The following is a 23370-nucleotide window of genomic DNA, read 5'->3' as shown; positions in this document are numbered from 1 at the left end:
CTGATGCAGATTTAGGAAGATGAAATCAGTTAAAGGATCGAACTGAACTTACAAGGAAAGCTTTTCAATCATCTCTAGCCCATCTAAAAGATGATTGAACACAAAGGATAGAGGTTCATATGAAGCAAAAGAAATTGCTCAAGTATATTGTGGTTGCCATTTTATTCGGAGTATTGACGGGTTGGATCTGTCACCACTTCTTTAATGAAGGTGATCAACTGAAGCAAATCGCTTCTTATTTTAATATCATCACAGATATATTTTTACGTCTTATCAAAATGATTATTGCTCCATTGGTATTTGCCACAATTGTTTCTGGCATTGTTTCAATGGGTAAATCAACTTCAATTGGTAGCATTACACTCAAGTCAATGACTTGGTTCATTACTGCTTCCTTTGTCTCACTAGCCATCGGTATGGGCTTAGCCAATTTTTTCCAACCTGGCGCAGCACTAAATTTAGTATTACCGACAGCTCAAGAACTCAGTAGCGCTTCTCTCCCAGCGACTACTGGCTTTACACTGCAGTCATTTATAAGCCACGTATTCCCGCGCAGTATTGCTGAGGCGATGGCTAATAATGACATTTTACAAGTCCTAGTCTTTGCAATTTTCTTTGGCTCAGCTTTAGCTTTTGTTAATCAAGGCAAAGAACAAGACTCGGTTATTGTTCGCTTGACCGAAGAACTTAGCAAAATCATGTTCCGTATCACTGATTACGTCATGAAGTTTGCACCTGTCGCAGTTTTTGCAGCAATTGCATCTGCAATTACTGTACAAGGTTTAGGCTTAATTGTTGACTACGGTATTTTAATTGCAGAGTTCTACTTCGGCCTTTTATTACTGTGGGTTATTTTATTCTCGGTAGGTGCGATCGTACTCAAAAAGGATATCTTCCGTTTAGGCAAATTAATTCGTGAACCTGTAACCCTTGCTTTTGCTACAGCTTCGAGCGAATCAGCTTATCCAAAAGTTATGGATGCCCTAAATAAATTTGGTGTACCAAAGAAAGTGACAAGCTTCGTTTTACCTTTGGGTTATTCATTTAACCTAGATGGTTCAATGATGTACACCACCTTTGCAGTACTCTTTATTGCACAGGCCTACCATATTGACCTTAGCTTTACTCAACAAATCTTGATTTTGTTGACTCTTATGGTGACAAGTAAAGGTATTGCTGGTGTTTCAAGAGCTTCTATTGTTGTAATTTCTGCAACACTAACCATGTTCCATTTACCTGAAGCCGGCATTTTATTACTGCTCGGAATTGACCAATTCCTTGATATGGGCCGTACTGCAACAAATGTAGTCGGTAATAGTATTGCAACAGCTGTAGTGGCTAAACTTGAAGGTGAAAAAGTAGCTGATACTGAAGAATTACCAGAGACAGTATTAATTAAATCAACTCAAGAACAAACGACTGCTTAAGTCTATATTTTCTCCCACTCTCCCAATTTCAGAGCAATTTTATATGACCTTATAAAATTGCTCTTTTTTTTGCTCTAAAATTTAACAGTAGAAACTTACGAGTATTTTCATATTAAATAAAGGTAGAAACATTAGATTCCAATCACTATTAAATTTATTAAGAACAAACCTTAAAAATAGAATACAAACCAATCAATCAAATTTTATTTTTTAAAAAACACAGATCAAATGCTTATTTTTTAATACACTTTTAAATTCATTATTTTCATTAAACAACTGAATTTATTATTGAGTTTGACTATATAACTTTCAATACTATTAAAACAATTAAAGTTATCAATAAAAAACAACAACATAAAATTATCATCTGTTAAATAAGTCTTTGAATTATTCTATTATTTTTTATTTTTATATCATCAAAAATTTCATTTGTATTCTTTATATAAAAATTAAAAAAATAGAGATAAATTAGAAAAACTTAATAGATTTTTTATTTTTTTCATGATATTTATTAGCACTGAATAAAAGCAATGACTAAATGATTGTTGTCGAAACAAAATGATATTCAGGGATGCTTTTTATTCAGACAAGTTACGAATATGTTTTATATGGTATGTATTTTGCTTAGGACAAGCAGGCATATTCGGCAAACTTCTACTTCGTCACTTCATAAGGATATTTTCGATGTTGACTAAAACTGTTAAATCTTTCGGTTTAGCTATGGGCTTATTGGCCTGCTCTCTCCCACTTTACGCAAAAAATAATGTTGTTGTCGTTGCTACTGGCGGTACAATCGCTGGTGCTGGTGCAAGCTCAGCAAACAGTGCAACTTACACAGCAGCGAAAGTTCCAGTTGATGCTCTAATCAATGCAGTTCCACAAATCAAAGATTTGGCAAATGTAAGCGGTATTCAAGCATTACAAGTAGCTTCTGAAAGTATTACTGACAAGGAATTATTACAAATTGCTCGTCAAGTAAATGAACTTGTTAAAAAGCCATCTGTGAATGGTGTCGTAATCACTCACGGTACAGATACTTTAGAAGAAACAGCATTTTTCTTAAATCTTGTTGTTCATACTGACAAACCAATCGTTGTTGTTGGTTCAATGCGTCCTTCAACTGCACTTTCAGCAGATGGACCACTTAACCTTTATAGCGCAGTTGCTTTAGCAGCTTCTGACGAAGCAAAAAATAAAGGCGTTATGGTTCTTATGAACGACTCTATTTTTGCTGCACGTGATGTAACTAAAGGCATTAACATCCATACAAATGCTTTTGTTAGCCAATGGGGTGCTTTAGGTACATTAGTTGAAGGTAAACCATACTGGTTCAGACAGTCTGTTAAACGTTTTACAAATGCTTCAGAATTTAATATTGAAAATATTAAAGGTGATGCACTTCCAATGGTACAAATCGTTTACGGTTCAGACTCTATGCTTCCTGATGCTTATGAAGCATATGCAAAAGCTGGCGCTAAAGCGATTATCCATGCGGGTACAGGTAACGGTTCTGTTGCGAACTATATCGTTCCAACTTTACAAAAACTTCATGATAAAGACGGTATTCAAATTATCCGTTCATCACGTGTACCACAAGGTTTCGTATTACGTAATGCTGAACAACCTGACGATAAATATGGTTGGGTAGCTGCTCATGACTTAAACCCACAAAAAGCACGTCTTCTTGCAGCTTTAGCTCTTACTAAGACGAATGATGCTAAAGAAATTCAACGTATGTTCTGGCAGTACTAAGTTTTTCAACCAGTCCAAATCCGTTTGGGCTGGTTCTTTTGTTTTCTTGTATTTTCACTCGATAAAATAACTAAAATCTTTGATCAATCTTTCATTTTAATATTCTAAACATTTGCTTAAATACTAAAATCCTAAACAGTTTGCCAAAATATTAAGCATTTCCTTTGAACTTTGCATGCTAAACTATGCTGCGGTCGTATTAAGGATTGGTTTATGCAGTTTGTTCATCTCGGTATTTATACAGAATTTTCGATTACAGAGTCGATTGTTCGCATACCCGACTTGGTCAAGGCTGCTGTAAAGGATGAAATGCCTGCACTGGCTCTTACAGACTTATCTAACCTTCACGCTGCCGTAAAGTTTTATAATTCTTGCCTTAAAAAAGGTATTAAACCTATTTTAGGTAGTACCATACGTCTTAATGATGCTCAGCATCGTGTAACTTTACTTGCAATGAGTAATGTTGGCTGGAAAAGCCTGACCGAAATCGTTTCACGTGGTTTTATTGAAGGACAACAACTTAGTATCCCTTGTGTACAAAAAGAATGGGTACTTGAACAGCATCAAGATATTATTGTTCTGCTAGGTCAACACAGTGATGTTGGTCAAATGCTTTGCTCATCTAACCCACAAAAAGCTGAACCTTTACTTGAAGAGTGGATTGAAAAGTTTGGTAATCGTGTTTATCTTGCTTTAACACGTACTGATCGCCCTGGTGAAGAAGACTTTATTCAAGAAGCAGCAAAACTTGCTGCCAAATATAATGTTGGTGTAGTGGCGCATAATGATGTGCACTTTGTAGAAAAAGAAGATTTTGAGGCACATGAAGCACGTGTTTGTATTGCTGATGGTTATGTATTAGCAGATGATCGTCGTCCACGCTTATATAGTCCTGAACAGCATTTTAAAACTTCCGATGAAATGATCGAATTGTTTTCTGATATCCCAAGTGCTATCGAAAACACCTACAATATTGCAAAACGCTGTAATGTTAGCCTACAACTTGGCACCTACTTTTTGCCTGATTACCCAATTCCAGATGGATTTACCATCGACACTTACTTTGAGCACTTGTCAAAAGTAGGTTTAGAAGAACGCTTAGATTATCTATATCCTGTTGAAAAACGTGGCGAAGACTGGCCAGAAATTCGTAAACCTTATGATGAACGAATTGATTATGAAGTTGGAATTATCCTTAAGATGGGATTCCCTGGTTACTTCTTGATCGTAATGGACTTTATCCAGTGGGCTAAAAATAATGGCGTTCCTGTTGGGCCTGGCCGTGGTTCAGGTGCAGGTTCATTAGTAGCCTATAGCTTAAAAATTACTGACCTTGACCCACTTCGTTATGACTTGCTTTTCGAACGTTTCTTAAACCCAGAACGTGTATCGATGCCCGACTTTGACGTCGATTTCTGTATTGCTGGTCGTGACCGTGTTATCGATTATGTATCACGTACCTATGGTCGTGAAGCAGTTTCGCAAATTGCAACTTTCGGTACAATGGCTGCAAAAGGTGCGATTCGTGACGTTGCACGTGTTTTAGGTAAATCTTACGGTTTAGCTGATCGTATTTCAAAAATGGTGCCTACTAAGCCACTTGGTGTAGATTTGGCAACTGCTATTGAGATGGAACCTCAGCTTAAAGATATCGTCACTAACCCATCTAACCCAGATAATGATGATGCCAGTGAAATCTGGGAAATGGCATTAAAACTTGAAGGTATCACTCGAAATACCGGTAAACATGCTGGTGGTGTTGTTATTGCACCCGGTAAGATTACCGATTTCTCTGCTGTACTATGTGACGAAGACGGAACCAGCCGTGTTGCACAATACGATAAAGACGATGTAGAAGCTGCTGGTCTGGTAAAATTTGACTTCTTGGGTTTACGTAACTTAACCGTTATTGAAGATGCTATTCAAAATATTAATAAAAATCGCGATAGCAATGACCCTCTAAACATATCTCACGTCCCACTCGACGACGCTAAAGCATATTCAGTGTTTGCCGATGCAAATACAACAGCGGTATTCCAGTTTGAATCCGTCGGCATGAAACGAATGCTTAAAGAGGCACGTCCAAGCAAATTCGAAGAAATTATTGCGTTCGTATCTTTGTATCGTCCGGGCCCAATGGATCTGATTCCTGACTTTATTCATCGTATGCATGGTGGGGATTTTGAATATCTTCATCCTTTGCTTGAAGGCGTATTAGAGCCAACCTACGGGATTATGGTTTATCAGGAACAGGTAATGCAAACTGCACAGATTTGTGCGGGTTATACGCTTGGTGGCGCTGACTTACTTCGCCGTGCAATGGGTAAAAAGAAACCTGAAGAAATGGTGAAACAACGCCAAATCTTCCTTGAAGGTGCTGGACAAAAAGGTATTGATGAAAGCACCGCCAACCATATCTTTGACTATATGGAAAAGTTCGCGGGCTATGGTTTCAACAAATCACACGCGGCTGCTTATGCTCTTGTTGCATATCATACAGCATGGTTAAAAGCTCATTACCCTGCCGAATTTATGGCAGCGGTAATGTCATCGGAAATGCAGAACACTGACAGCGTCGTATTTTTGATTGATGACTGTCGAAATAATGGACTCGAAGTTCTACCTCCGTCAGTTAACATGTCGACTTATCATTTCCATGCCAGTGATGATAAAACCATCGTTTATGGTTTAGGTGCAATTAAAGGTGTTGGTGAACAGGCAATGCAGTCTGTTATTGACTCACGCCGTCAGCAAGGGCCTTATACAGACCTATTCGACTTCTGCCACCGTATTGATTTGAAAAAAATCAATAAACGAACCTTAGAAGCGCTTATCCGTGCTGGTGCACTAGATTGTTTAGGTATTGAACGTTCTAGTTTAATGGCTCAACTGCCAGAAGCAGTACAAGCAGCCGAACAAGCACGTAGTAACCGTGAAAGCGGGATTATGGACTTATTTGGTGAAGTTGAAGAAGTTCAACGTAAACCCGCTAAGCCAGTTAAACCATGGAGTGATGAAGTTCGTCTTAAAGGCGAAAAAGATACGCTTGGTTTGTATTTAACAGGCCACCCTATTGATGTTTACCGTCAAGAACTCAAAGCCTTTATTCCAGCAAAACTTAATGAAATTACTGCGACTCGTCGTGGTGTAACAACTGTTTATGCGGGTCTGGTTTTGGACGTAGCCAACTTTCCAAATCGCGTGGTTATTGTGCTAGACGATGGTACAGCACGTATTGAAGTCAGTTGTAATCATGAACGCTTCCAACGCTTTAAAGATATCATACAAGTTGAACATGTAGTTGTCTTTGAAGGCGAGATTTATGAGCGTGAAGGCTTTGATCGTCCAATGGGCCGTTTAAACAAAGCTTTTAACTTAAATGAGATTAGACAAAAACGTGCCAATAGCATTCAAATCAAGTTAACCCATGATTTAATGCAACCAAGTTTGGCAAAAGATCTACAAAATATCTTATTGCCTTATTGCAATGTTGATATGCATCAGCATATTGCACTAAATTTACACATTGACCAACCATATGCTCAGGCCGAGCTTCAACTTGGCCCACAATGGAAAGTCGCTCCTTTAGATGAACTTCTAGCCAAGCTAAGAGATTACTTTGGTAAAGATAATATTCATGTTGAATATCAGGTAAAATCTAAGGCAGCTAAAGCAGCAGACCCTGTTCGTCCGCAACCTGTTGCCTCACCTCCTGTGGACATGACTATTGATGATGCATTGGATTCATACCAAAGCGAAGTTTCTCAATATTCGTAATTTCTGGAAATCTTATGAGTTTGTTTGACGACACCGCTGTGTCAAAACAATTAGCACAAGTGCGTATTGTGATGGTCAATACCACTTTACCTGCTAATATTGGCAGTGCTTTACGCGCAATGAAAACAATGGGCTTGAGTAAGTTGGTTCTTGTTTCACCAAAGACCTATCCACATCCAGATATTCAAGCGCTTGCTGCTGGTGCACAAGATTTATTAGAACAAGTCGAAATTGTTGAAACGCTCGAAGACGCGATTAAAGATTGTCATTTAGTTTTTGGAACCAGTGCTCGAAGTCGTACTATTCCATGGCCATTGCTTGATGTACGCCCTGCTTCAAAAGAAGCAATTAAGGCTGCTTCGCAAGGCCAACAAATTGCAATTGTTTTTGGACGCGAAGACCGCGGCTTAACCAATGAAGAATTAGCTTTAGCAAACTATCACCTTACTATTCCTGTAAATTCGGACTATGGTGTACTGAACGTTGCTCAAGCGATTCAAGTCGTATGTTATGAACTTCGCATGTCGGTATTAGAGCAAAAAGAATCTGTTTCTGATGATGGACAAATGCCACTTGCACAAGGTCAAAGCATGCAATGGGATGAACCTTTAGTGACTCAGCAGCAAATGGAAGAGTTTTATCCTCATTTGGAAAAAATGCTGACTGAAATTGAATTTTTAGATCCAGAAAATCCACGTTTATTACCTTTACGCTTGCGTCGTTTATTTGGTCGTATACAATTAGATCGTATGGAATATCATTTACTTCGCGGTATTTTTAGTCGAGTTCAAGCCCTCACAAGCGGCAAATGGAAAAAAGCATCATCGGACAAGGAGGATCAATCCAATGCTTAAACAGCTTAAAGAAGATATACAGGCTGTCTTCGCGCGAGATCCTGCTGCACGAAATACGCTCGAAGTACTTACCAATTATCCCGGTATTCATGCCCTAGTGTTGCATAGACTTGCACATGAACTTTGGAAAAAAGATTGCAAAGGAACTGCCCGCTTTGTATCAACATTTAGTCGTTTTGCAACAGGAATTGAGATTCACCCTGGTGCAAAGATCGGCAAACGTTTTTTTATCGATCATGGTATGGGTGTTGTGATTGGTGAAACTGCTGAAATTGGTGATGACGTTACGCTATATCATGGAGTTACCCTAGGCGGTACGACATGGAAAAAAGGTAAACGTCACCCAACTCTAGAAGATGGTGTAGTCGTTGGTGCTGGTGCAAAAATTTTAGGGCCTTTTACAGTTGGTAAAGGCGCTAAAGTGGGTTCAAATGCTGTGGTGACAAAAGCTGTTCCCGCTGGTGTAACAGCCGTTGGTAATCCTGCGCGCTATATTTATAAAGATGCCGATAAAACCAAAGATCAAGATGAAGCACGCCGCCGTGATTATGCTCAGAGTATTGGTTTTGCTCCGTATGCGACTACTGCTGATCAATCTGATCCGATTTTAGAAGGAATGCGAGTTTTACTTGATCGTATTCAACACAACGAAACACGTATGAATAATTTGTGTCAGCGCTTATCCGAACTTGACCCAACTTTCAAAAAAGAAAGCCAAGATGAACAACCTTTTAGCGATGAAGAGCTAAAAATTCTTGAAGAAGTTCGTCGTGAATGCGGTGCGCAAAACAAGACATCAAAAACGTAATATTCTTGATTCATAATGTAACACGCTTACCCTTGCATGTCGGTTTAGGTTTTTCTAGACTTAGCTGTACCAAATCTGACTTTACTAAAATGAACGGAAGATCCTATGAATTTAAAGCCATTGGCGTATTTACTCCTTGCAACTTCTAGTTTAACAGCGTGTACAATGGCGCCTGTAAAAGAACAAAAAAATGAACCTTTTGTTTTCAAGGAACCTGACCTTACTCCTCCATTTTATGCTTTAAACCCATTTAATTATGATGCTCCGCCAGCATTTGAAGTTGCTTTAAAAGATGCTGCTGCTCAGCCTGTAACAAAAATGGTGGTAACTCGTCAGGATGATCCAACTAAATCGCTTACTTTAGATACAAACAAACTGATTGTACCCACAATTAATAGTTCACAACGTTCAGTGAAGTACGCAGTTTTAGCTGGCGATAATGAAATTGATGTGACAGAAATTGACGACTTCTTACAGCTTGTAGAAGGTAAAGCTCGTCACTACCCGCCTCGCTTTACAGACCGTCAGGAACGTAAAGGTTTTGAAAGCAAACTTAAAGAAGTGACTCAGCGCTTAGATACTTTAGCTGCTAATCCAAATGCTTCATTTGATATTTTAATTCGAGCATTCAAAGCAAGCGTACTTGCACGTAATTTAGATTTAGGTACTGTTCACACAACTAAATCTTTAGAATATGCTCAAAGACTTTTAAAAATTAGCCCAGACGATCCAGAAACGAATTTCTGGTTTGGTTTTGGTTTATCTGAAGGTGGTGGTCAGCGTGAAGCCATTCCATATTTAGACAAAGCCATTAAAGGCAATGTTCAAGAAGCATATTTAGCCGCTGCAAATAACTATATTGCAATGGAACAAAAGAAAAATGCGATTCAGACTTTAAAAAATTATAAAGTTAAATACCCTGATGAAGCTGAAGTGGCTGACCGTTTAATTCAAGAAATTGAAAAACAAGGTCGTTGGAATGTATGGCAAGTTTTAACAAACCCAGCCATGGCACCAGCTACGCCTGCAAAACCTGCAAAAAAATAAGTTTAAAATTTAAAAAAGGGCTGATTTGACAGCCCTTTTTTAAATTTGATCAATTGAAAAAAACTTTAAAATTTGTATGATCGGCATATTACTGATCCACATATTTGACCATAATGTTTGTTAGAAAAAGAAATTCAGCGCTCTTCACGGTCATAATCCTCGGTTCAATTCTCGGTGGATGTCAGGTCGTCAATGTTAAGCAACAAGCTCTCAACGTTACTATTGCAAATGAACGTAATAGTATTCTTACGCAAGATAAACTGAGTGAAGCAAGTCTTAACGTTTTGTCTATGTCAGGGCAAGAAGCCAAAACCTGTACAGATTCCCCTGACACCTGCGTAAATCAACTCAAAAACCTTCCTCAAATTTTAGACGAACAGCTTTTATCTACTGCGAGCGAAATGTATCTCGCAAAAACGATGGCTTTATCAGATTCTTCCGAGTGTAAAATTAGTCGATTCACTAAACACAAAGCGACTGATGAACAAAAAGCGATTCAGAATAAATATGACGATTGCTTAGACCAACAATTAACCTTTCTCGATAAGAGCATTCGTTATAGCTATGCCTATCTGTTTTCAACAAAACGTCAGCCGACCGACCGTATTTTTGATAACAGACAAGTTCAAATACGCGACTTTTATAATCAAGCCATTGCCAAAATGGTCAGTGTGTATGATTTGAGATACCCGCAAAAAAATGTGGTAGAGCCACAAATCCATATTGGTAAGAGTGTTTATTCAATAGACTTTGAATTTCATAGACAATTAACTGGCCAAAAATTAGAGAAATTAATTTCAAGCTATAACTTAAATTTCTCGGGTTTAAGAACAATTAACCGTCGTGATGGTTTCGGTTCTGAGTTTGTCGCCGTTTTTCCGAGCTCAGGAAAAGAAGATATTAATGAATATATTTTAGATCCACTTAATTACAGCTATAAAAATGGTGTGAATCCGAATATTCACCATGCACGTTATTTAGCTGCAACGATTGTGGCTGAGCCTAAAAATGCCAAAACTGTTCAAGACATTATAAATAACCCAGAATTTGTAATTCGAGTTTATGATCCTTATCGCACCGATAATATTAATGTCGCAGGTAAGCAATACCCTCTAGCTGCGAACTTCTCTGCACCTTACGGTTTATGGCTAGCTGAAAATAACTTAGGCGTAGCGGCTTATTTAAGCCTAATTGATCGTGATCAGCATTTAACTATGCCACATTTATATATGCTCGAACCTTATAATCCAAACAAAAAAATTATTGTGTTGGTGCATGGTTTAGCAAGTAGCCCCGAGGCATGGATTGCGCTCACCAACGATGTGATGGGTGATACTGTTTTAAGAGATAACTATCAAGTTTGGCAAGTTTTTTACTCGACTAACATGCCAATTTTAGAAAGTCGCTTCCAGATTTACGCTCTGCTTAAACAAGCGTTTGGTTCGCTAAACCCAAGTGACCCTGCTGCACACGATGCTGTGCTTGTAGGCCATAGTATGGGTGGTATTATTAGCCGTTTGCTGGTCAGTGATGGAGATATTACTCAACCAGCTTTAAAACTCATGACTGTACGCCAACAGAACCGTTTCAAGAAACACCCTATGGTAACTGAGCGATTGCAAATGCATTCAATTGGAAACTTTGATCGCGCAATTTTCTTGGCATCACCTCACAGAGGTACAGATTATGCAGATAGATGGTTTACGTTAGCTGCTCGTAAAATTATTCGTTTGCCGGGAGCTTTTTTATCTGCTGTAACAACATCGTTAACCACTGAAAATTTAGATGTTAAAGACTTCTTGAATAACATTGATAATGGTCTGATTCAAAATGGACCAAGTGACTTAAGCCATCAATCTAAATTTATGGAACTCACGGAAAATATTAATCCACATCAAGGATTAGTCTTCCACTCAATTATGGGTAACATTACCAAGAGCGATGATCCTAATGTGATTACCGATGGCATCGTTCCGTACAAAAGTGCTCACTTAGACGGTGCAAAGTCTGAGAAAGTCCTTCCGGGCGGTCATTCAATCCAGCTCACACCACAAGCAGTATTAGAACTACGACGTATTTTACGAGAGCATTTAGTCGAACACGATTTATATAAACCATAAAAATAAAAAAGAGCCAAAGGTGATCCTTTGGCTCTTTTGTTTTAGACTAGATTTTACTGCCCAGAACGAATGATGTAATCAAACGCAGAGAGTGATGCTTTAGCACCTTCACCTGTAGCAATAATGATTTGCTTGTAAGGCACTGTGGTACAGTCACCCGCAGCAAATACACCTTGTACATTGGTTTCGTTGCGGTCATTCACAATGATCTCACCACGGTTGGTTAACTCAACCTCACTGCCTTTCAAGAAGTCAGTGTTTGGTAATAAACCAATCTGTACAAAGATCCCTGCAAGCTCTACCACATGCTCTTCATCAGTCGCACGGTCTTTATATTTAAGACCGGTTACTTGTGAGCCGTCGCCTAACACTTCTGTACTTAAGGCATTCATAATTACAGTGGTGTTCGGCAAGCTATGCAGTTTGTTTTGTAAGACTTGGTCAGCACGAAGTTTTGTGTCGAACTCAACCAAAGTTACATGCTCCACGATCCCTGCAAGGTCAATCGCAGCTTCAACACCTGAGTTACCACCACCAATCACCGCGACACGTTTGCCTTTGAACAATGGACCATCACAGTGTGGGCAATACGCCACACCACGGGTGCGGTATTCAGCCTCACCTGGTACATTCATTTCTCTCCAACGTGCACCTGTTGAAAGGATCACAGTTTTCGATTCAAGTTTCGCACCGTTTTCAAGTTCAACTGCAACCAGACCATTTGCTGTTTGGTTGGCACCCGTGATTTTGCTAACACGTTGCAGGTTCATGATATCGACATCGTATTCACGAACGTGTGCTTCCATCTCGGCAGCAAACTTAGGACCTTGAGTCTTTTGCACAGACGTGAAGTTTTCAATGTCCATGGTATCCATCACCTGACCACCAAAGCGTTCAGCTACGATACCAGTGTTAATACCTTTACGTGCTGCATAGATGGCTGCTGTTGCACCCGCAGGCCCACCACCAATCACCAATACATCAAAAGCATCTTTAGCATTGAGTGTTGCTGCATCTTTTTCAGCTGAGTTGGTGTCGAGTTTTGCCACAATCTCTTCAAGGGTCATACGACCTTGACCAATGTGCTCGTTGTCTTGGAACACCATTGGTACAGCCATGATTTTGCGTTGTTCCACTTCATCTTGGAAGAATGAACCGTCAATCATGGTTGCTGTGGTGTTCGGGTTATAAATCGCGATCAGGTTAAGCGCCTGTACCACGTCCGGACAGTTATGACAGCTTAATGATACAAACACATCAAAGTTGGCTTTGAGGTTTAGGCCTTTAATTTGGTTGAGCACTTCATCAGAAACCTTCGGTGCATAACCAGAGACTTGTAACAGAGCCAAGATCAAAGACGTAAACTCATGACCCATTGGTAAGCCGGCAAAGAATACACGAGGCTGTTCACCTACTTTAGCCACACCAAAGCTTGGACGACGTGTATTGTTACCATCAAAACGGGCAGTCACCTTGTCAGAAAGCTCAGCGATTTCTGTCACCAGTTCTTTAATTTGAGCAGCTTTATCTGACTCATCTAAAGCAGCCACTAATTCGATTGGACTTTCTAAACGTTCTAAGTAAGCTTTTAATTGAGTTTTAATGTTTTGATCTAACATCTGTTTTACTCCAATTCATCCAAATTCTTTCAATAGATGCATAGTACGTTAAAACACAAAATAGGTGAAACAGTATGTTTTTATAGATTTAATCGGTTTTTTAGATTTTATTCTTTTCATTCAAAAAAAAAACAACCTGAACTTATCCCAGCGCAGGTCGGCAAACTGGTTAAACTAAAGTAACACCACACCAAATACAGCCCCAGCAATTAAGACATGTAAAGGATGAACTTTTTTAATTAAAGATAATAAAGTTGCAATGACTACCATAATAATAAGTAAAGTATTTATGGCAGCTGCCTCAGAAATAATCCAAGCACTGGCAAGCACCGTCCCCACTGTGACGGGTTGTAAAGCAAGCTGTAAAACACGGCGCCATTTTTTATCTTTGAACTTAGACCAGCCTCTCATTACAAATACCGTAATAAGAGATGAAGGTAGAAATTTAGCGGTAGAGGCCACAAGTAAACCTGACAGCCCTGCTACATGCCATCCCACCAATGGTACAATCATCATGTTCGGACCGGGAGCTGCTTGAGCCATAGCAAACAAAGCACTAAATTCTTGTGCAGTCATCCAATGATGAATATCAACCACTTGACGCTGCATTTCGGGCAAAATCGTGTTTCCGCCACCAAAAGCTATAAGAGACAACTGAGTAAAAATGATCGCTAAAGCAAGTAGAACTGCTCCCATTACACACGTCTCCAAATAATAGATGAATAAAGTGCCAATAGAATCAACATGGTCAAAAGCAAAGAAATTTTTAGAAAAGCAATACTGATAATTGCAGCCACGACAACACACATCGCTATCGGGTTACGTAATAATGGTTTCAACATTTTTAAGCCAGTTGCTACCAGAAGCCCTGCTGCTGCTGCTCCTAACCCTTCAAAAAGATGCTTAACCATTAAATTATTTTGGAACTGCTCATAAACATAATGTAAAAGTACAACAATAACAGTAGGTGCAAGGATCAGACCAATGAGAGAGCTCACTGCACCACGAACACCCCGAAACTCCATGCCAATCGCAACTGAGAGATTAATGATGTTGCCTCCTGGTAAGAATTGACACAGACCAAGTAACTCAGTGAATTTTTCAGGACTTAACCATTGTCTCTGCTCTACAATGACTTTTCTTGCTAAAGGTAAAACACCACCAAATCCAATTAAACCTAATGTTAAAAAACCTAAAAATAACTCTGTGCATGTGGGTACACTCTCCTTCCGCACGGCAATCTCAACATGGTTCATTTTCGTTACTTTTCACTTTATCTGACCAAGATAGAATGATACTTTTGTGATATATCTACAAATGCTTTTATTTTCACTAAGCATACCCTAAAGGTATTTCTATGCTCGATTTACATAAGCTTCACGCCTTTGTAGTAGTGGTTGAAGAAAGAAATATTACGCATGCAGCAAATCGATTGTTTATACAACAGCCGCCTCTAACGCGTTTACTCAAAAAACTTGAAGAAGAACTCGGTACACAATTACTTATTCGTCAACCGCGCGGGATTGAACCAACTGAGGCAGGTCTAGCTTTATTTAAAGAAGCACAGCTTTTATTAGAGCATGCTAAACATATACCCCAACTTGTCCAAGATGTTAGCCAAGGCAAAACTGGACAACTCAATATTGGTTTTACAAGTTCCGCAGGTTTACATCCGCTTATTTCGCTGGTATTGCGCTCATATCGTGAAATGTACCCAGCTGTACAGACTAAACTTGAAGAAGCAGGCAGCCAAAAGCAATTAGATTGGTTAATTTCAGAAAAGCTTGATATTGCGTTTTTAAGAGCGCCGATTAGTCGTGATATTGGTTTGAAACATCTGCATATATTAGATGAGTCAATGGTAGTAGCATTGCCTATAGACCATCCACTTACAAAAAGAGAGAAAATTCGTTTAGTTGACTTATCTGATGAGAATTTTGTTTTATACCGTCGTTCTTCAGGACAGGGCTTATATGACAATATCTTATATAGTTGCTATCAAGCAGGTTTTAGTCCGCGCATTGTTCAGGAAGCACCTCGACCTACCGCAACATTAAATTTAGTCGCTGCCGGAATTGGTATAACGATTGTACCAGCATCAATGCATAACTTTTGGGAACATGGAATTGTCTATCGAGAATTTGATGATTCAATAAAACTGAATGCGCCTATTTACTTGATTACACGAGAAAATGAAAACTCGGCTAAAGTTTCAAACTTTATTGAACTTATGCAAAAACTTTTGCCCACAATCACCTGAGTGTAAAAACCAAGCAATAAAAAGTGCCCCAAGTGGAGCACTTTTTTATGAAACTATTTATTTTTGATTTACTCGTTTTGACAGCTCTTCTGCCGATTCTTTGCGCTCAGAATAGCGATCTGTCAAATATTCTTTTTGCCCACGCGTTAATAATGTGAACTTATACAGTTCCTCCATCACATCAACTATTCGATCATAGTAAGAAGAAGGTTTCATACTGCCATCTTCTTCAAACTCTAAAAAAGCTTTAGCAACTGAAGACTGATTTGGGATGGTAATCATACGCATCCAACGACCTAAAATACGCATTTGATTGACTGCATTAAAAGATTGCGAACCACCACTAACTTGCATGACTGCTAGGGTTTTACCCTGAGTTGCACGGATTGCTCCAGCTGCTAAAGGAATCCAGTCAATTTGAGCTTTTAAAATAGAACTCATCGCACCATGACGTTCAGGCGAACACCATACCATGCCTTCTGCCCAAGCTAATAGTGTATGTAATTCTTGGACTTTAGGATGATCTGTTCCTGCATCCTCAGGCAAAGGTAAACCTTTCGGATGAAAGATTTTGACTTCAGCACCTAAATATTCAAGGATTCGGCCAGCAGTCAGCACAGCAAAACGACTATAAGAGCGTTCACGATTAGAACCATATAACAATAAAATCCGAGGTGGATGCTCAAGCTGCTGCGCTTGCACTTGCTCAAATGTAGGTTTATCTAGAAGATCTAATGCTACATTTGATAAATCATTATTAGGACTGTTCATGTAAGAAATACTTTTTCTTGAGCCAAAGAGAAACTGTAACGAGTGAAATTAAAACTGGCACTTCAACCAACGGCCCAATCACTGTGGTAAATGCCACAGGTGATGCCAAACCAAAGGTTGCAATAGCTACAGCCAATGCCAACTCAAAGTTATTACCTGCCGCGGTAAATGAAATAGCAGTAGTACGTGGGTAGTTATTCCCCATCCGTTTACTCATAAAGAAGCTAATGAAGAACATTACGACAAAGTAAATTGTAAGTGGAATCGCAATACGTAATACATCTAAAGGTAAGCTCACTACATCCCCACCTTTTAGACTAAACATCGCCACAATAGTAAAAAGTAAAGCAATTAAACTAATCGGGCTGATCTTTGGTAAAAATTTACTTTGATACCATTCCAACCCTTTCGACTTGACTAAAATCAAACGCGTCAAGAATCCCATTAAAAATGGAATACCTAAGTACACCAAAACCGCGTGTGTAATCGTCCAGAAATTCACATCAATGACTTGCCCTGCCACACCAAAATACGGCGGCAAAAAGGTCAAAAATAGCCAAGCATACGTACTGAAAAATAAGATTTGGAAAATACTGTTAAAAGCAACCAACGCTGCAACGTATTGGTTATCACCGCAGGCTAAACCATTCCAAACCAATACCATGGCAATACAACGTGCCAAGCCAATTAAAATAAGGCCGGTCATATACTCTGGATAGTGATGTAAGAAAATAATCGCAAGGATAAACATTAAAACTGGAGCAATAATCCAGTTTTGTACCAACGATAGAGTTAAGGTTTTCTTATCTTTAAATACTTCTGGTAACGCAGCGTAATCAACCTTTGCCAACGGTGGATACATCATCAAAATTAAGCCGATTGCAATCGGGATATTAACGTTATCTACACTTAGTTCATTTAAAGACATAGAGGCCTGAGGAAAGAAAACTCCAATGGCTAAACCTAAAGCCATTGCAATGAAAATCCATAGCGTCAGGTTTCGATCTAAAAATGAAAGCCCTTGTCTGGTCATGTTCTACTCGAAGAAAGAATTGATTAATTTTGTTCAATACACAAATGATTGATACACCTATGCTAGAAATCCGAATTTTTAAGATAGAAATCTAGGAAGATTAATCGCAGCACGTTGTAGTGATGAAAGGCTGATATTGTTGTTTTACTCTTGTCTCACTCTCATCATTTTCTATCACCTTTAAAATATCTAAAGCCCATACAGGTAAATCAGGATTTAAGCTGTAATAGACCCACTGACCTTTTCTTTCATCAAGTAATACGCCATGAGTTCTTAATAAGGCCAAGTGACGAGAAATTTTCGGTTGGCTCAATTCAAGCTGCTCTGTTAGCTCACAAACACAAATATTTTGTTTATTTAGAACTAATTTAAGAATATTTAACCGAGTTTGGTCAGATAGACATTTAAAGAAATCGACTTGGTTGATCATATCTTCAACAGAATATATTCGTTATTGCAAATATACGGATATCCATATATAAATGCAATATCTTAATTTGACAATAAATTTACCATGACTGAGCTAGTGAAGATTTACCATAACCCTGCTTGCGGAACCTCGCGCAATACATTGGCGCTTATTCGTCATGCAGGACTTGAGCCTATTGTTATTGAATATTTGCAAACACCACCAAGTAAAGATGAATTGATTCAACTCATTAAGGATTCAGGCTTAACTGTACGTGAATCAATTCGTAAAAATGTTGATCCCTACAAAGATTTAGAGTTAGAACAAAACCATTGGACAGACGAGCAATTAATTGATTTTATGGTGGAGTATCCAATTTTAATTAATCGCCCATTTGTGGTTACACCAAAAGGCACACGACTTTGCCGTCCTTCTGAAATCGTGCTCGACATTTTAGATTCAAAAAACTTAGGCTATTTTGCAAAAGAAGATGGTGAAGTGATTATTGATGAACAAGGTCGTCGTATAAAATAATTGAAGATACTTATTAATATAAAAAGCTAAATGGCACGACACCATTTAGCTTTTTTGAATGAAACGGATTAAAAATAGGACTTAATAAAAGGAAGAAGTTGCTCTCCTATCACCATGCCCAATAATCCGACTAATGCAACAAGAGGTGGAGCTGGTGACTTAACATTTAAAACGTAATATAAGACACCAACAAGCAACCCTACAGCCAAAGATAACAAGTACATTTTCATCGTACATACCTTAGAGAATCCAGCCATTTAATCAGCAGGTTCCCATACTGTTTTATTTAAAATGCGAAACACGAGCACCCTAGTGCGCCCCAGAAAGATTTTTTGTCCTTATCATTTACAGGAACATCAAGCATCCAAGCGTGGCTGTGTCCATGCATGCCACAGCTGCTAGCACATTCACACAATGCACTTTGTGACTGTAATGATTGATTCGAGGGCGCATTACGATTTTCAGATAAACGCCACTGACCACCAAAGCGTTTTACCGGCGACCATGTTGGAGATGCTGGCGGCAACGGCGGATCGTCTTGCTTAAACTCAGCCCCTGCATATACCACTTTTCCACCTAAAACAGTGAGTACAGACTCAATCCACTGGATATCTTCTGCTTCAACTTTGAAGTAGTCATCAGACAACACGACCAAGTCAGCAAGTTCCCCGGTTGTGAGTGAACCTTTGACATCTTTTTCACCTGAGAACCAAGCCGAACCTTTAGTCCAGAGTTTGAGTGCAATCTGACGGTCTAATAGATTTTTTTCATCATAGAGTGGCAAACCACCCACTGTTTTACCTGTAGTCAGCCAATACAAACACACCCAAGGATTATAAGAGGCAACACGAGTCGCATCTGTCCCCGCACCCACAGGAACACCAAGCTCTAACATTTTCTTAACTGGTGGCGTTGCCTGAGCAGCCTCGGCACCATAGCGTTTTACGAAAATCTCACCTTGATATGCCATACGGTGTTGAATGGCAATACCACCGCCCAACGCACCAATACGTTCAATATTACGCTCAGATACGGTTTCGGCGTGGTCAATAATAAATCGAGTTGCGAATGGCTGTTTTGAGTTGACGCGCTCAAATACATTGAGCAAACGATTAATGCTTTCATCGTAAGTTGCATGAATACGGAATGGCCATTTCTTTTCAGCCAAGTGTTCTACGATGGCTTCGAGTTCACCTTCCATTTTTTCTGGTAAATCTGGACGTGGTTCATAGAAATCTTCAAAGTCACCGGCCGACCACGTCAGGTTCTCACCAGCTCCATTCATTCTAAATAATTCATCACCATCGCCCGGAAATGTCATTTCTGTCCAGCGGCGATAATCATCAAGCTCTTGGCCTGCCTTCTGAGCAAATAGGTTATAAGCAATTCGAACTGTCATTTGATTTTGATCGTGTAATTGCTTAATCACATCATAATCTTCAGGGTAGTTTTGACCACCACCACCTGCATCAATTGCCGAAGTAATGCCTAATCGATTTAGTTCGCGCATGAAATGACGAGTTGAATTGACTTGATCTTCAACTGGCAATTTCGGCGCTTTACCTAAGGTCGAATATAAAATCATAGCGGATGGAGTTGCGAGCAACAGACCTGTTGGTTCACCCTTTGCATCTCGTACAATTTTGCCTCCGGGTGGATCTGGAGTGTCTTTATTAAAGCCTAATACATCAAGCGCTGCCCGGTTCAACAAAGCACTGGCATATAAATGTAAAACAAAGACAGGAGTATCTGGCGCAGCTTTATTAATTTCTTCTAAAGTTGGTAACCGCTTTTCAGCAAACTGGAACTCAGTCCAACCGCCTACTACACGGACCCATTGTGGAGCTGGCGTATTATCTGCTTGCTCTTTAAGTAAGCGTAGTGCATCTGCAACAGATGGCACACCTTCCCAGCGCAGTTCCATATTGTAATTTAGGCCACCACGAATAATATGCAGATGACTGTCATTTAGACCCGGTATAACGCGACGACCATTTAAGTCTACGACTTTGCTTGTAGGTGTTGCGAGCTTCATAACCTCATCATTTGTACCCGTACGTACGACTTTACCATCTGCAATGGCAATTGCTTGTACTTCTGGATTGTGAGGATCTAGTGTTGTGATTTTACCGTTTATGAGTATGAGGTTTATTTCGGTCATTCTGAACTCCATTCTTGTGAATTATCGTTCTAAAAAATAAAGGCATATCTGTATTAATATCACTTAAATATTGAATACTAGACATGCCTTTACCTAAATCAGTACTGTTTTATTTTGCAGGAACTGGTGCAAGTACTTCGTGTTTTGAAGTTGTACGTTCAGGTGCCTTATGTACCATCGTATAAGCATAATCCACACCCATACCATAAGCACCAGAATGCTCGCGTACAATTGCCATAACTGCATCATACGTATCACGGTGTGCCCAATCACGTTGCCATTCAAGTAATACTTGTTGCCAAGTTACTGGAATAACACCTGCTTGAATCATGCGCTGCATAGAATAATCGTGAGCTTCTTTCGATGTACCACCTGACGCATCGGCAACCATATAAATTTCATAATCACCTTCAAGCATAGCGCCAAAAGCAAAAGTGTTATTGCACACTTCAGTCCATAAGCCTGAAACAATCACTTTTTTACGATTATTTTTTGCAAGAGAATCACGTACTTTTTGGTCATCCCATGAGTTCATAGAAGTACGTTCTAGTAATGGAGCATCTGGAAATACATCTAAAAGTTCTGGATAGGTATGACCAGAGAAGCTTTCAGTTTCAACCGTAGTAATGGTGACAGGAATATTGAATGTTTTAGCTGCTTTGGCTAACCCTACAGTATTATTCTTTAATACTTGGCGATCTATTGACTGTACCCCAAAAGCCATTTGTGGCTGATGATCAATAAAAATAACCTGACAATTCGTTGGTGATAATTGTTCTAAAAGTGATTTATTCATGAATAACTCCGTTATTACTGATAAGTTTTGTGTTTAAGTAAATAATCTAATGTTTATTATCAAAACAGATAAAAGTGTAAAAAAATAGACAGTAAATCAGCTCGAATCTGTATGCTGTACGAATACAATAAAATCAATGATTGCTTTTTAATTTTTATAGTTTAATCATTGGTATATATTTTTTTAACTTTTGCTTATCCATGGATCGATTAGACTGTATTTCCACTTTTGTAAGTGTCGTAGAGCATGGGAATTTTAGTAGCGCAGCCAGAGCACTCGACATCTCTCGTGACTTAGTTGCCAAACGTGTTTGCTACCTCGAAAACGATCTCAGAACCACACTTTTAACTCGAACAACAAGACAGATGAACCTCACCTCTTGTGGGGAAAAATTTTATCAACATAGTAAAGTCATTTTAAGTGAGTTTGAATGGGCTGCTTATGAAATTAGCTACAATCAGCAGTACCCTGAAGGCGAACTTAAGCTCAATACCCCCATGTCTTTTAGCAATATTTTTCTTCAACATATCATTTCAGACTTTATAGAGAAATATCCCAGTATCAAAATTGATTTATTCATGACTGATCAGCTATTAGACACGAATAATAATAAATTTGATTTAACCATTCGTGTAGATGGTTCACCTCCAAATTTAGCAAATAGTAAAATATTAAATACCTATCAACGATATTTATATGCAACACCTGAATATTTTAATCAGCATGGCCTGCCAACCTCTTTAGAAGAACTTAAAGAACATAAATTTCTGATTTACTATCAAGATAGCCGACATAAAAAATTGATTTTCCAAAAAGATCAAAAAGAAGTGTCCTTTAATTGCTTCCCTGTGATGACGTGTAATAATGGGGAATTATTATTAGATATGTGCTTGAAAGATCACGGTATCGTTTTTCTTCCAGAGTTTATTGCAGAGCCTTATTACAAAGAAGGCAAATTACAGAAATGTTTGGAGGACTACACCAGTCAGCCGCTTCACTTATATGTCACATGGCCAAACCGTAAGATTTTATCGAAGAAGGTCAAACTATTTATTGATTTTCTAACGCGTCAAATCGTTCCTATAAAATAACCAATCTGGGCCTTTTCCATAGGAATTGGCCCGTTATTTTTTAGTTATTTGAAATAGTTTCAATTTTTTTATTTTTAAATAAATTTAATAAATTTTGATCTGCTGTTGCTGTGCGGTCTTCTTCAATAAATGTCGTCGCGTAGTGTTCTAAATGCTCTTCCATCAATTGAGTGGCTCGCTTTTCATCGCCTTGCTCAATGGCATTTAAAATTGCACGATGTTCATCTGCCGAACAATTATTATGTTTTGGAATTTCATATAACCCAATTAATAACGAAGTCCTTGCAATAAGCGTCTGCAAATAACTGGTTATAATCGTATTTTGATTTGCTTCAATCAGCTTTAAATGAAATTGTCCTGATAGCTTAATCCACTCGGCCCAATTGCCAGCTAAACGCTCATGAGACTCTTGATCTACTAAACCTCGAAGCTCACTAAAATCTAGGCTATGTGACTTTTGAGCTAGCTTTTTTACAGTAGCGATTTCAAGCATGCTGCGTGCTTCAAAGACCTCTTTTGTTTCATAAGCACTATGTTTTGCGATGAGTGCTCCACGATTGGGCTGAATTTCGATGACCTTATCATGTGCAAGTTTGACAAAAACACGTCTTAACATTCCTCGCGTTACACCGAATGCTTCACACAAAGGTGCTTCAACTAAACGTGCGCCAGGGGCAAGTTGTCGATTTAAAATAGCATCTACAATAGCGTTATATATATGGTCATCAATTTCATCATTGCTCATTTCTACGGCTTTTTTTGGTGCATTCGATGGCATTGATTTTTCCATTTTTTATTGATGCTCCCTCTTTTTAAAACTTTATCTCATGACAGTAGTGTAAGTTTAACTTAAGCGTTTTGGAATATCGCTCTCATTCCCAAACCACTTATGATGAGCTAAACAATCCAAT

Annotated in this window: 20 protein-coding genes; 10 read left to right on the top strand and 10 right to left on the bottom strand. The window is 38.8% G+C overall.

Going from position 1 to position 23370, the window contains the following annotated elements; translation table 11 throughout:
- The first annotated feature begins 119 nt into the window (after positions 1-119).
- The 7 genes from B554_RS0116455 (at position 120) to B554_RS0116425 (ending at position 11785) form a co-directional block, all read left to right on the top strand.
- Complete coding sequence (locus B554_RS0116455) at positions 120-1427, top strand: dicarboxylate/amino acid:cation symporter (protein ID WP_019458919.1); 1308 nt, start codon at positions 120-122, stop codon at positions 1425-1427.
- A gap of 684 nt (positions 1428-2111) precedes the next feature.
- Positions 2112-3179 (top strand): type II asparaginase, encoded by a 1068-nt coding sequence (locus B554_RS0116450; protein WP_019458918.1) that lies wholly within the window; start codon positions 2112-2114, stop codon positions 3177-3179.
- Between the two features lie 213 nt (positions 3180-3392).
- The gene (gene dnaE / locus B554_RS0116445; RefSeq protein WP_019458917.1) at positions 3393-6956 is read left to right on the top strand and encodes a DNA polymerase III subunit alpha; all 3564 of its coding nucleotides are present in this window, start codon (positions 3393-3395) and stop codon (positions 6954-6956) included.
- Positions 6957-6970: 14 nt separating this feature from the next.
- Entirely contained in the window at positions 6971-7810 is an 840-nt protein-coding gene (locus B554_RS0116440) for an RNA methyltransferase (RefSeq protein WP_004887591.1), read from the top strand.
- Positions 7803-8618, top strand: coding sequence for a serine O-acetyltransferase (gene cysE, locus B554_RS0116435; protein ID WP_004702199.1), 816 nt, complete (start codon positions 7803-7805; stop codon positions 8616-8618). Before B554_RS0116440 ends, cysE begins: the two co-directional genes overlap by 8 nt.
- Positions 8619-8723: 105 nt before the next feature.
- Positions 8724-9665: an ABUW_2363 family tetratricopeptide repeat lipoprotein gene (locus B554_RS0116430; RefSeq protein ID WP_019458916.1), complete on the top strand. Its 942-nt coding sequence runs from the start codon at positions 8724-8726 to the stop codon at positions 9663-9665.
- 113 nt (positions 9666-9778) lie between these two features.
- Complete coding sequence (locus B554_RS0116425) at positions 9779-11785, top strand: esterase/lipase family protein (RefSeq protein ID WP_019458915.1); 2007 nt, start codon at positions 9779-9781, stop codon at positions 11783-11785.
- A gap of 53 nt (positions 11786-11838) precedes the next feature.
- Here B554_RS0116425 and ahpF read toward each other — a convergent pair whose 3' ends face one another.
- The 3 genes from ahpF to B554_RS0116410 form a co-directional block, all read right to left on the bottom strand.
- Positions 11839-13404, bottom strand: coding sequence for an alkyl hydroperoxide reductase subunit F (gene ahpF, locus B554_RS0116420; RefSeq protein ID WP_019458914.1), 1566 nt, complete (start codon positions 13402-13404; stop codon positions 11839-11841).
- 174 nt (positions 13405-13578) lie between these two features.
- A complete protein-coding gene (locus tag B554_RS0116415; protein ID WP_004702206.1) occupies positions 13579-14100 on the bottom strand; it encodes a chromate transporter in 522 nt (173 codons plus the stop codon).
- Positions 14100-14660, bottom strand: coding sequence for a chromate transporter (locus tag B554_RS0116410; protein ID WP_019458913.1), 561 nt, complete (start codon positions 14658-14660; stop codon positions 14100-14102). The genes B554_RS0116415 and B554_RS0116410 overlap by 1 nt, the downstream gene beginning before the upstream one ends.
- Before the next feature lie 101 nt (positions 14661-14761).
- Here B554_RS0116410 and B554_RS0116405 point away from each other — a divergent pair, with 101 nt between their 5' ends.
- Positions 14762-15664: a LysR family transcriptional regulator gene (locus B554_RS0116405; protein ID WP_019458912.1), complete on the top strand. Its 903-nt coding sequence runs from the start codon at positions 14762-14764 to the stop codon at positions 15662-15664.
- Positions 15665-15721: 57 nt separating this feature from the next.
- On the opposite strand, the gene arsH is transcribed toward B554_RS0116405, so the two are convergent.
- The 3 genes from arsH to B554_RS0116390 all read right to left on the bottom strand — a co-directional run bounded on the left by arsH (position 15722) and on the right by B554_RS0116390 (position 17898).
- Positions 15722-16435 (bottom strand): arsenical resistance protein ArsH, encoded by a 714-nt coding sequence (gene arsH / locus B554_RS0116400; RefSeq protein WP_019458911.1) that lies wholly within the window; start codon positions 16433-16435, stop codon positions 15722-15724.
- On the bottom strand, positions 16422-17468 hold the full coding sequence (gene arsB, locus B554_RS0116395) for an ACR3 family arsenite efflux transporter (RefSeq protein ID WP_019458910.1): 1047 nt from the start codon (positions 17466-17468) through the stop codon (positions 16422-16424). The genes arsH and arsB overlap by 14 nt, the downstream gene beginning before the upstream one ends.
- A 100-nt stretch (positions 17469-17568) precedes the next feature.
- Positions 17569-17898 (bottom strand): ArsR/SmtB family transcription factor, encoded by a 330-nt coding sequence (locus B554_RS0116390; RefSeq protein ID WP_019458909.1) that lies wholly within the window; start codon positions 17896-17898, stop codon positions 17569-17571.
- An 84-nt stretch (positions 17899-17982) separates the two neighbouring features.
- Between B554_RS0116390 and arsC the strand changes: the two genes are divergently transcribed.
- The gene (arsC, locus tag B554_RS0116385) at positions 17983-18411 is read left to right on the top strand and encodes an arsenate reductase (glutaredoxin) (RefSeq protein ID WP_019458908.1); all 429 of its coding nucleotides are present in this window, start codon (positions 17983-17985) and stop codon (positions 18409-18411) included.
- A gap of 68 nt (positions 18412-18479) precedes the next feature.
- Here the strand turns inward: arsC and B554_RS0116380 are convergent, their stop codons facing one another.
- The 3 genes from B554_RS0116380 to B554_RS0116370 form a co-directional block, all read right to left on the bottom strand.
- Positions 18480-18641, bottom strand: coding sequence for a DUF1427 family protein (locus B554_RS0116380; protein ID WP_000784879.1), 162 nt, complete (start codon positions 18639-18641; stop codon positions 18480-18482).
- 56 nt (positions 18642-18697) lie between these two features.
- Positions 18698-20572, bottom strand: coding sequence for an amidohydrolase (locus tag B554_RS0116375; RefSeq protein WP_019458907.1), 1875 nt, complete (start codon positions 20570-20572; stop codon positions 18698-18700).
- Between the two features lie 109 nt (positions 20573-20681).
- On the bottom strand, positions 20682-21368 hold the full coding sequence (locus B554_RS0116370; RefSeq protein WP_019458906.1) for a hydrolase: 687 nt from the start codon (positions 21366-21368) through the stop codon (positions 20682-20684).
- Between the two features lie 200 nt (positions 21369-21568).
- Between B554_RS0116370 and B554_RS0116365 the strand changes: the two genes are divergently transcribed.
- Positions 21569-22459, top strand: a complete 891-nt coding sequence (locus B554_RS0116365; RefSeq protein ID WP_019458905.1) for a LysR family transcriptional regulator — start codon at positions 21569-21571, stop codon at positions 22457-22459.
- Between the two features lie 40 nt (positions 22460-22499).
- On the opposite strand, the gene B554_RS0116360 is transcribed toward B554_RS0116365, so the two are convergent.
- The gene (locus B554_RS0116360) at positions 22500-23249 is read right to left on the bottom strand and encodes a GntR family transcriptional regulator (RefSeq protein ID WP_019458904.1); all 750 of its coding nucleotides are present in this window, start codon (positions 23247-23249) and stop codon (positions 22500-22502) included.
- Positions 23250-23370: the final 121 nt, after the last annotated feature.

The organism is Acinetobacter sp. GG2, from assembly GCF_000292385.1.
Classification (GTDB): Bacteria; Pseudomonadota; Gammaproteobacteria; order Pseudomonadales; family Moraxellaceae; genus Acinetobacter; species Acinetobacter seifertii.
The sequence above is the reverse complement of the archived record's forward strand: the minus strand, read 5'-3'. Positions and strand labels throughout refer to the sequence as shown.

Excerpts from the sequence above, each read along its gene's own strand:
- B554_RS0116455 (WP_019458919.1), top strand. The coding sequence starts at position 120 with ATGAAGCAAAAGAAATTGCTCAAGTATATTGTGGTTGCCATTTTATTC.
- B554_RS0116450 (WP_019458918.1), top strand. The coding sequence starts at position 2,112 with ATGTTGACTAAAACTGTTAAATCTTTCGGTTTAGCTATGGGCTTATTG.
- dnaE (WP_019458917.1), top strand. The coding sequence starts at position 3,393 with ATGCAGTTTGTTCATCTCGGTATTTATACAGAATTTTCGATTACAGAG.
- B554_RS0116440 (WP_004887591.1), top strand. The coding sequence starts at position 6,971 with ATGAGTTTGTTTGACGACACCGCTGTGTCAAAACAATTAGCACAAGTG.
- cysE (WP_004702199.1), top strand. The coding sequence starts at position 7,803 with ATGCTTAAACAGCTTAAAGAAGATATACAGGCTGTCTTCGCGCGAGAT.
- B554_RS0116430 (WP_019458916.1), top strand. The coding sequence starts at position 8,724 with ATGAATTTAAAGCCATTGGCGTATTTACTCCTTGCAACTTCTAGTTTA.
- B554_RS0116425 (WP_019458915.1), top strand. The coding sequence starts at position 9,779 with ATGTTTGTTAGAAAAAGAAATTCAGCGCTCTTCACGGTCATAATCCTC.
- ahpF (WP_019458914.1), bottom strand. The coding sequence starts at position 13,404 with ATGTTAGATCAAAACATTAAAACTCAATTAAAAGCTTACTTAGAACGT.
- B554_RS0116415 (WP_004702206.1), bottom strand. The coding sequence starts at position 14,100 with ATGGGAGCAGTTCTACTTGCTTTAGCGATCATTTTTACTCAGTTGTCT.
- B554_RS0116410 (WP_019458913.1), bottom strand. The coding sequence starts at position 14,660 with ATGAACCATGTTGAGATTGCCGTGCGGAAGGAGAGTGTACCCACATGC.
- B554_RS0116405 (WP_019458912.1), top strand. The coding sequence starts at position 14,762 with ATGCTCGATTTACATAAGCTTCACGCCTTTGTAGTAGTGGTTGAAGAA.
- arsH (WP_019458911.1), bottom strand. The coding sequence starts at position 16,435 with ATGAACAGTCCTAATAATGATTTATCAAATGTAGCATTAGATCTTCTA.
- arsB (WP_019458910.1), bottom strand. The coding sequence starts at position 17,468 with ATGACCAGACAAGGGCTTTCATTTTTAGATCGAAACCTGACGCTATGG.
- B554_RS0116390 (WP_019458909.1), bottom strand. The coding sequence starts at position 17,898 with ATGATCAACCAAGTCGATTTCTTTAAATGTCTATCTGACCAAACTCGG.
- arsC (WP_019458908.1), top strand. The coding sequence starts at position 17,983 with ATGACTGAGCTAGTGAAGATTTACCATAACCCTGCTTGCGGAACCTCG.
- B554_RS0116380 (WP_000784879.1), bottom strand. The coding sequence starts at position 18,641 with ATGAAAATGTACTTGTTATCTTTGGCTGTAGGGTTGCTTGTTGGTGTC.
- B554_RS0116375 (WP_019458907.1), bottom strand. The coding sequence starts at position 20,572 with ATGACCGAAATAAACCTCATACTCATAAACGGTAAAATCACAACACTA.
- B554_RS0116370 (WP_019458906.1), bottom strand. The coding sequence starts at position 21,368 with ATGAATAAATCACTTTTAGAACAATTATCACCAACGAATTGTCAGGTT.
- B554_RS0116365 (WP_019458905.1), top strand. The coding sequence starts at position 21,569 with ATGGATCGATTAGACTGTATTTCCACTTTTGTAAGTGTCGTAGAGCAT.
- B554_RS0116360 (WP_019458904.1), bottom strand. The coding sequence starts at position 23,249 with ATGGAAAAATCAATGCCATCGAATGCACCAAAAAAAGCCGTAGAAATG.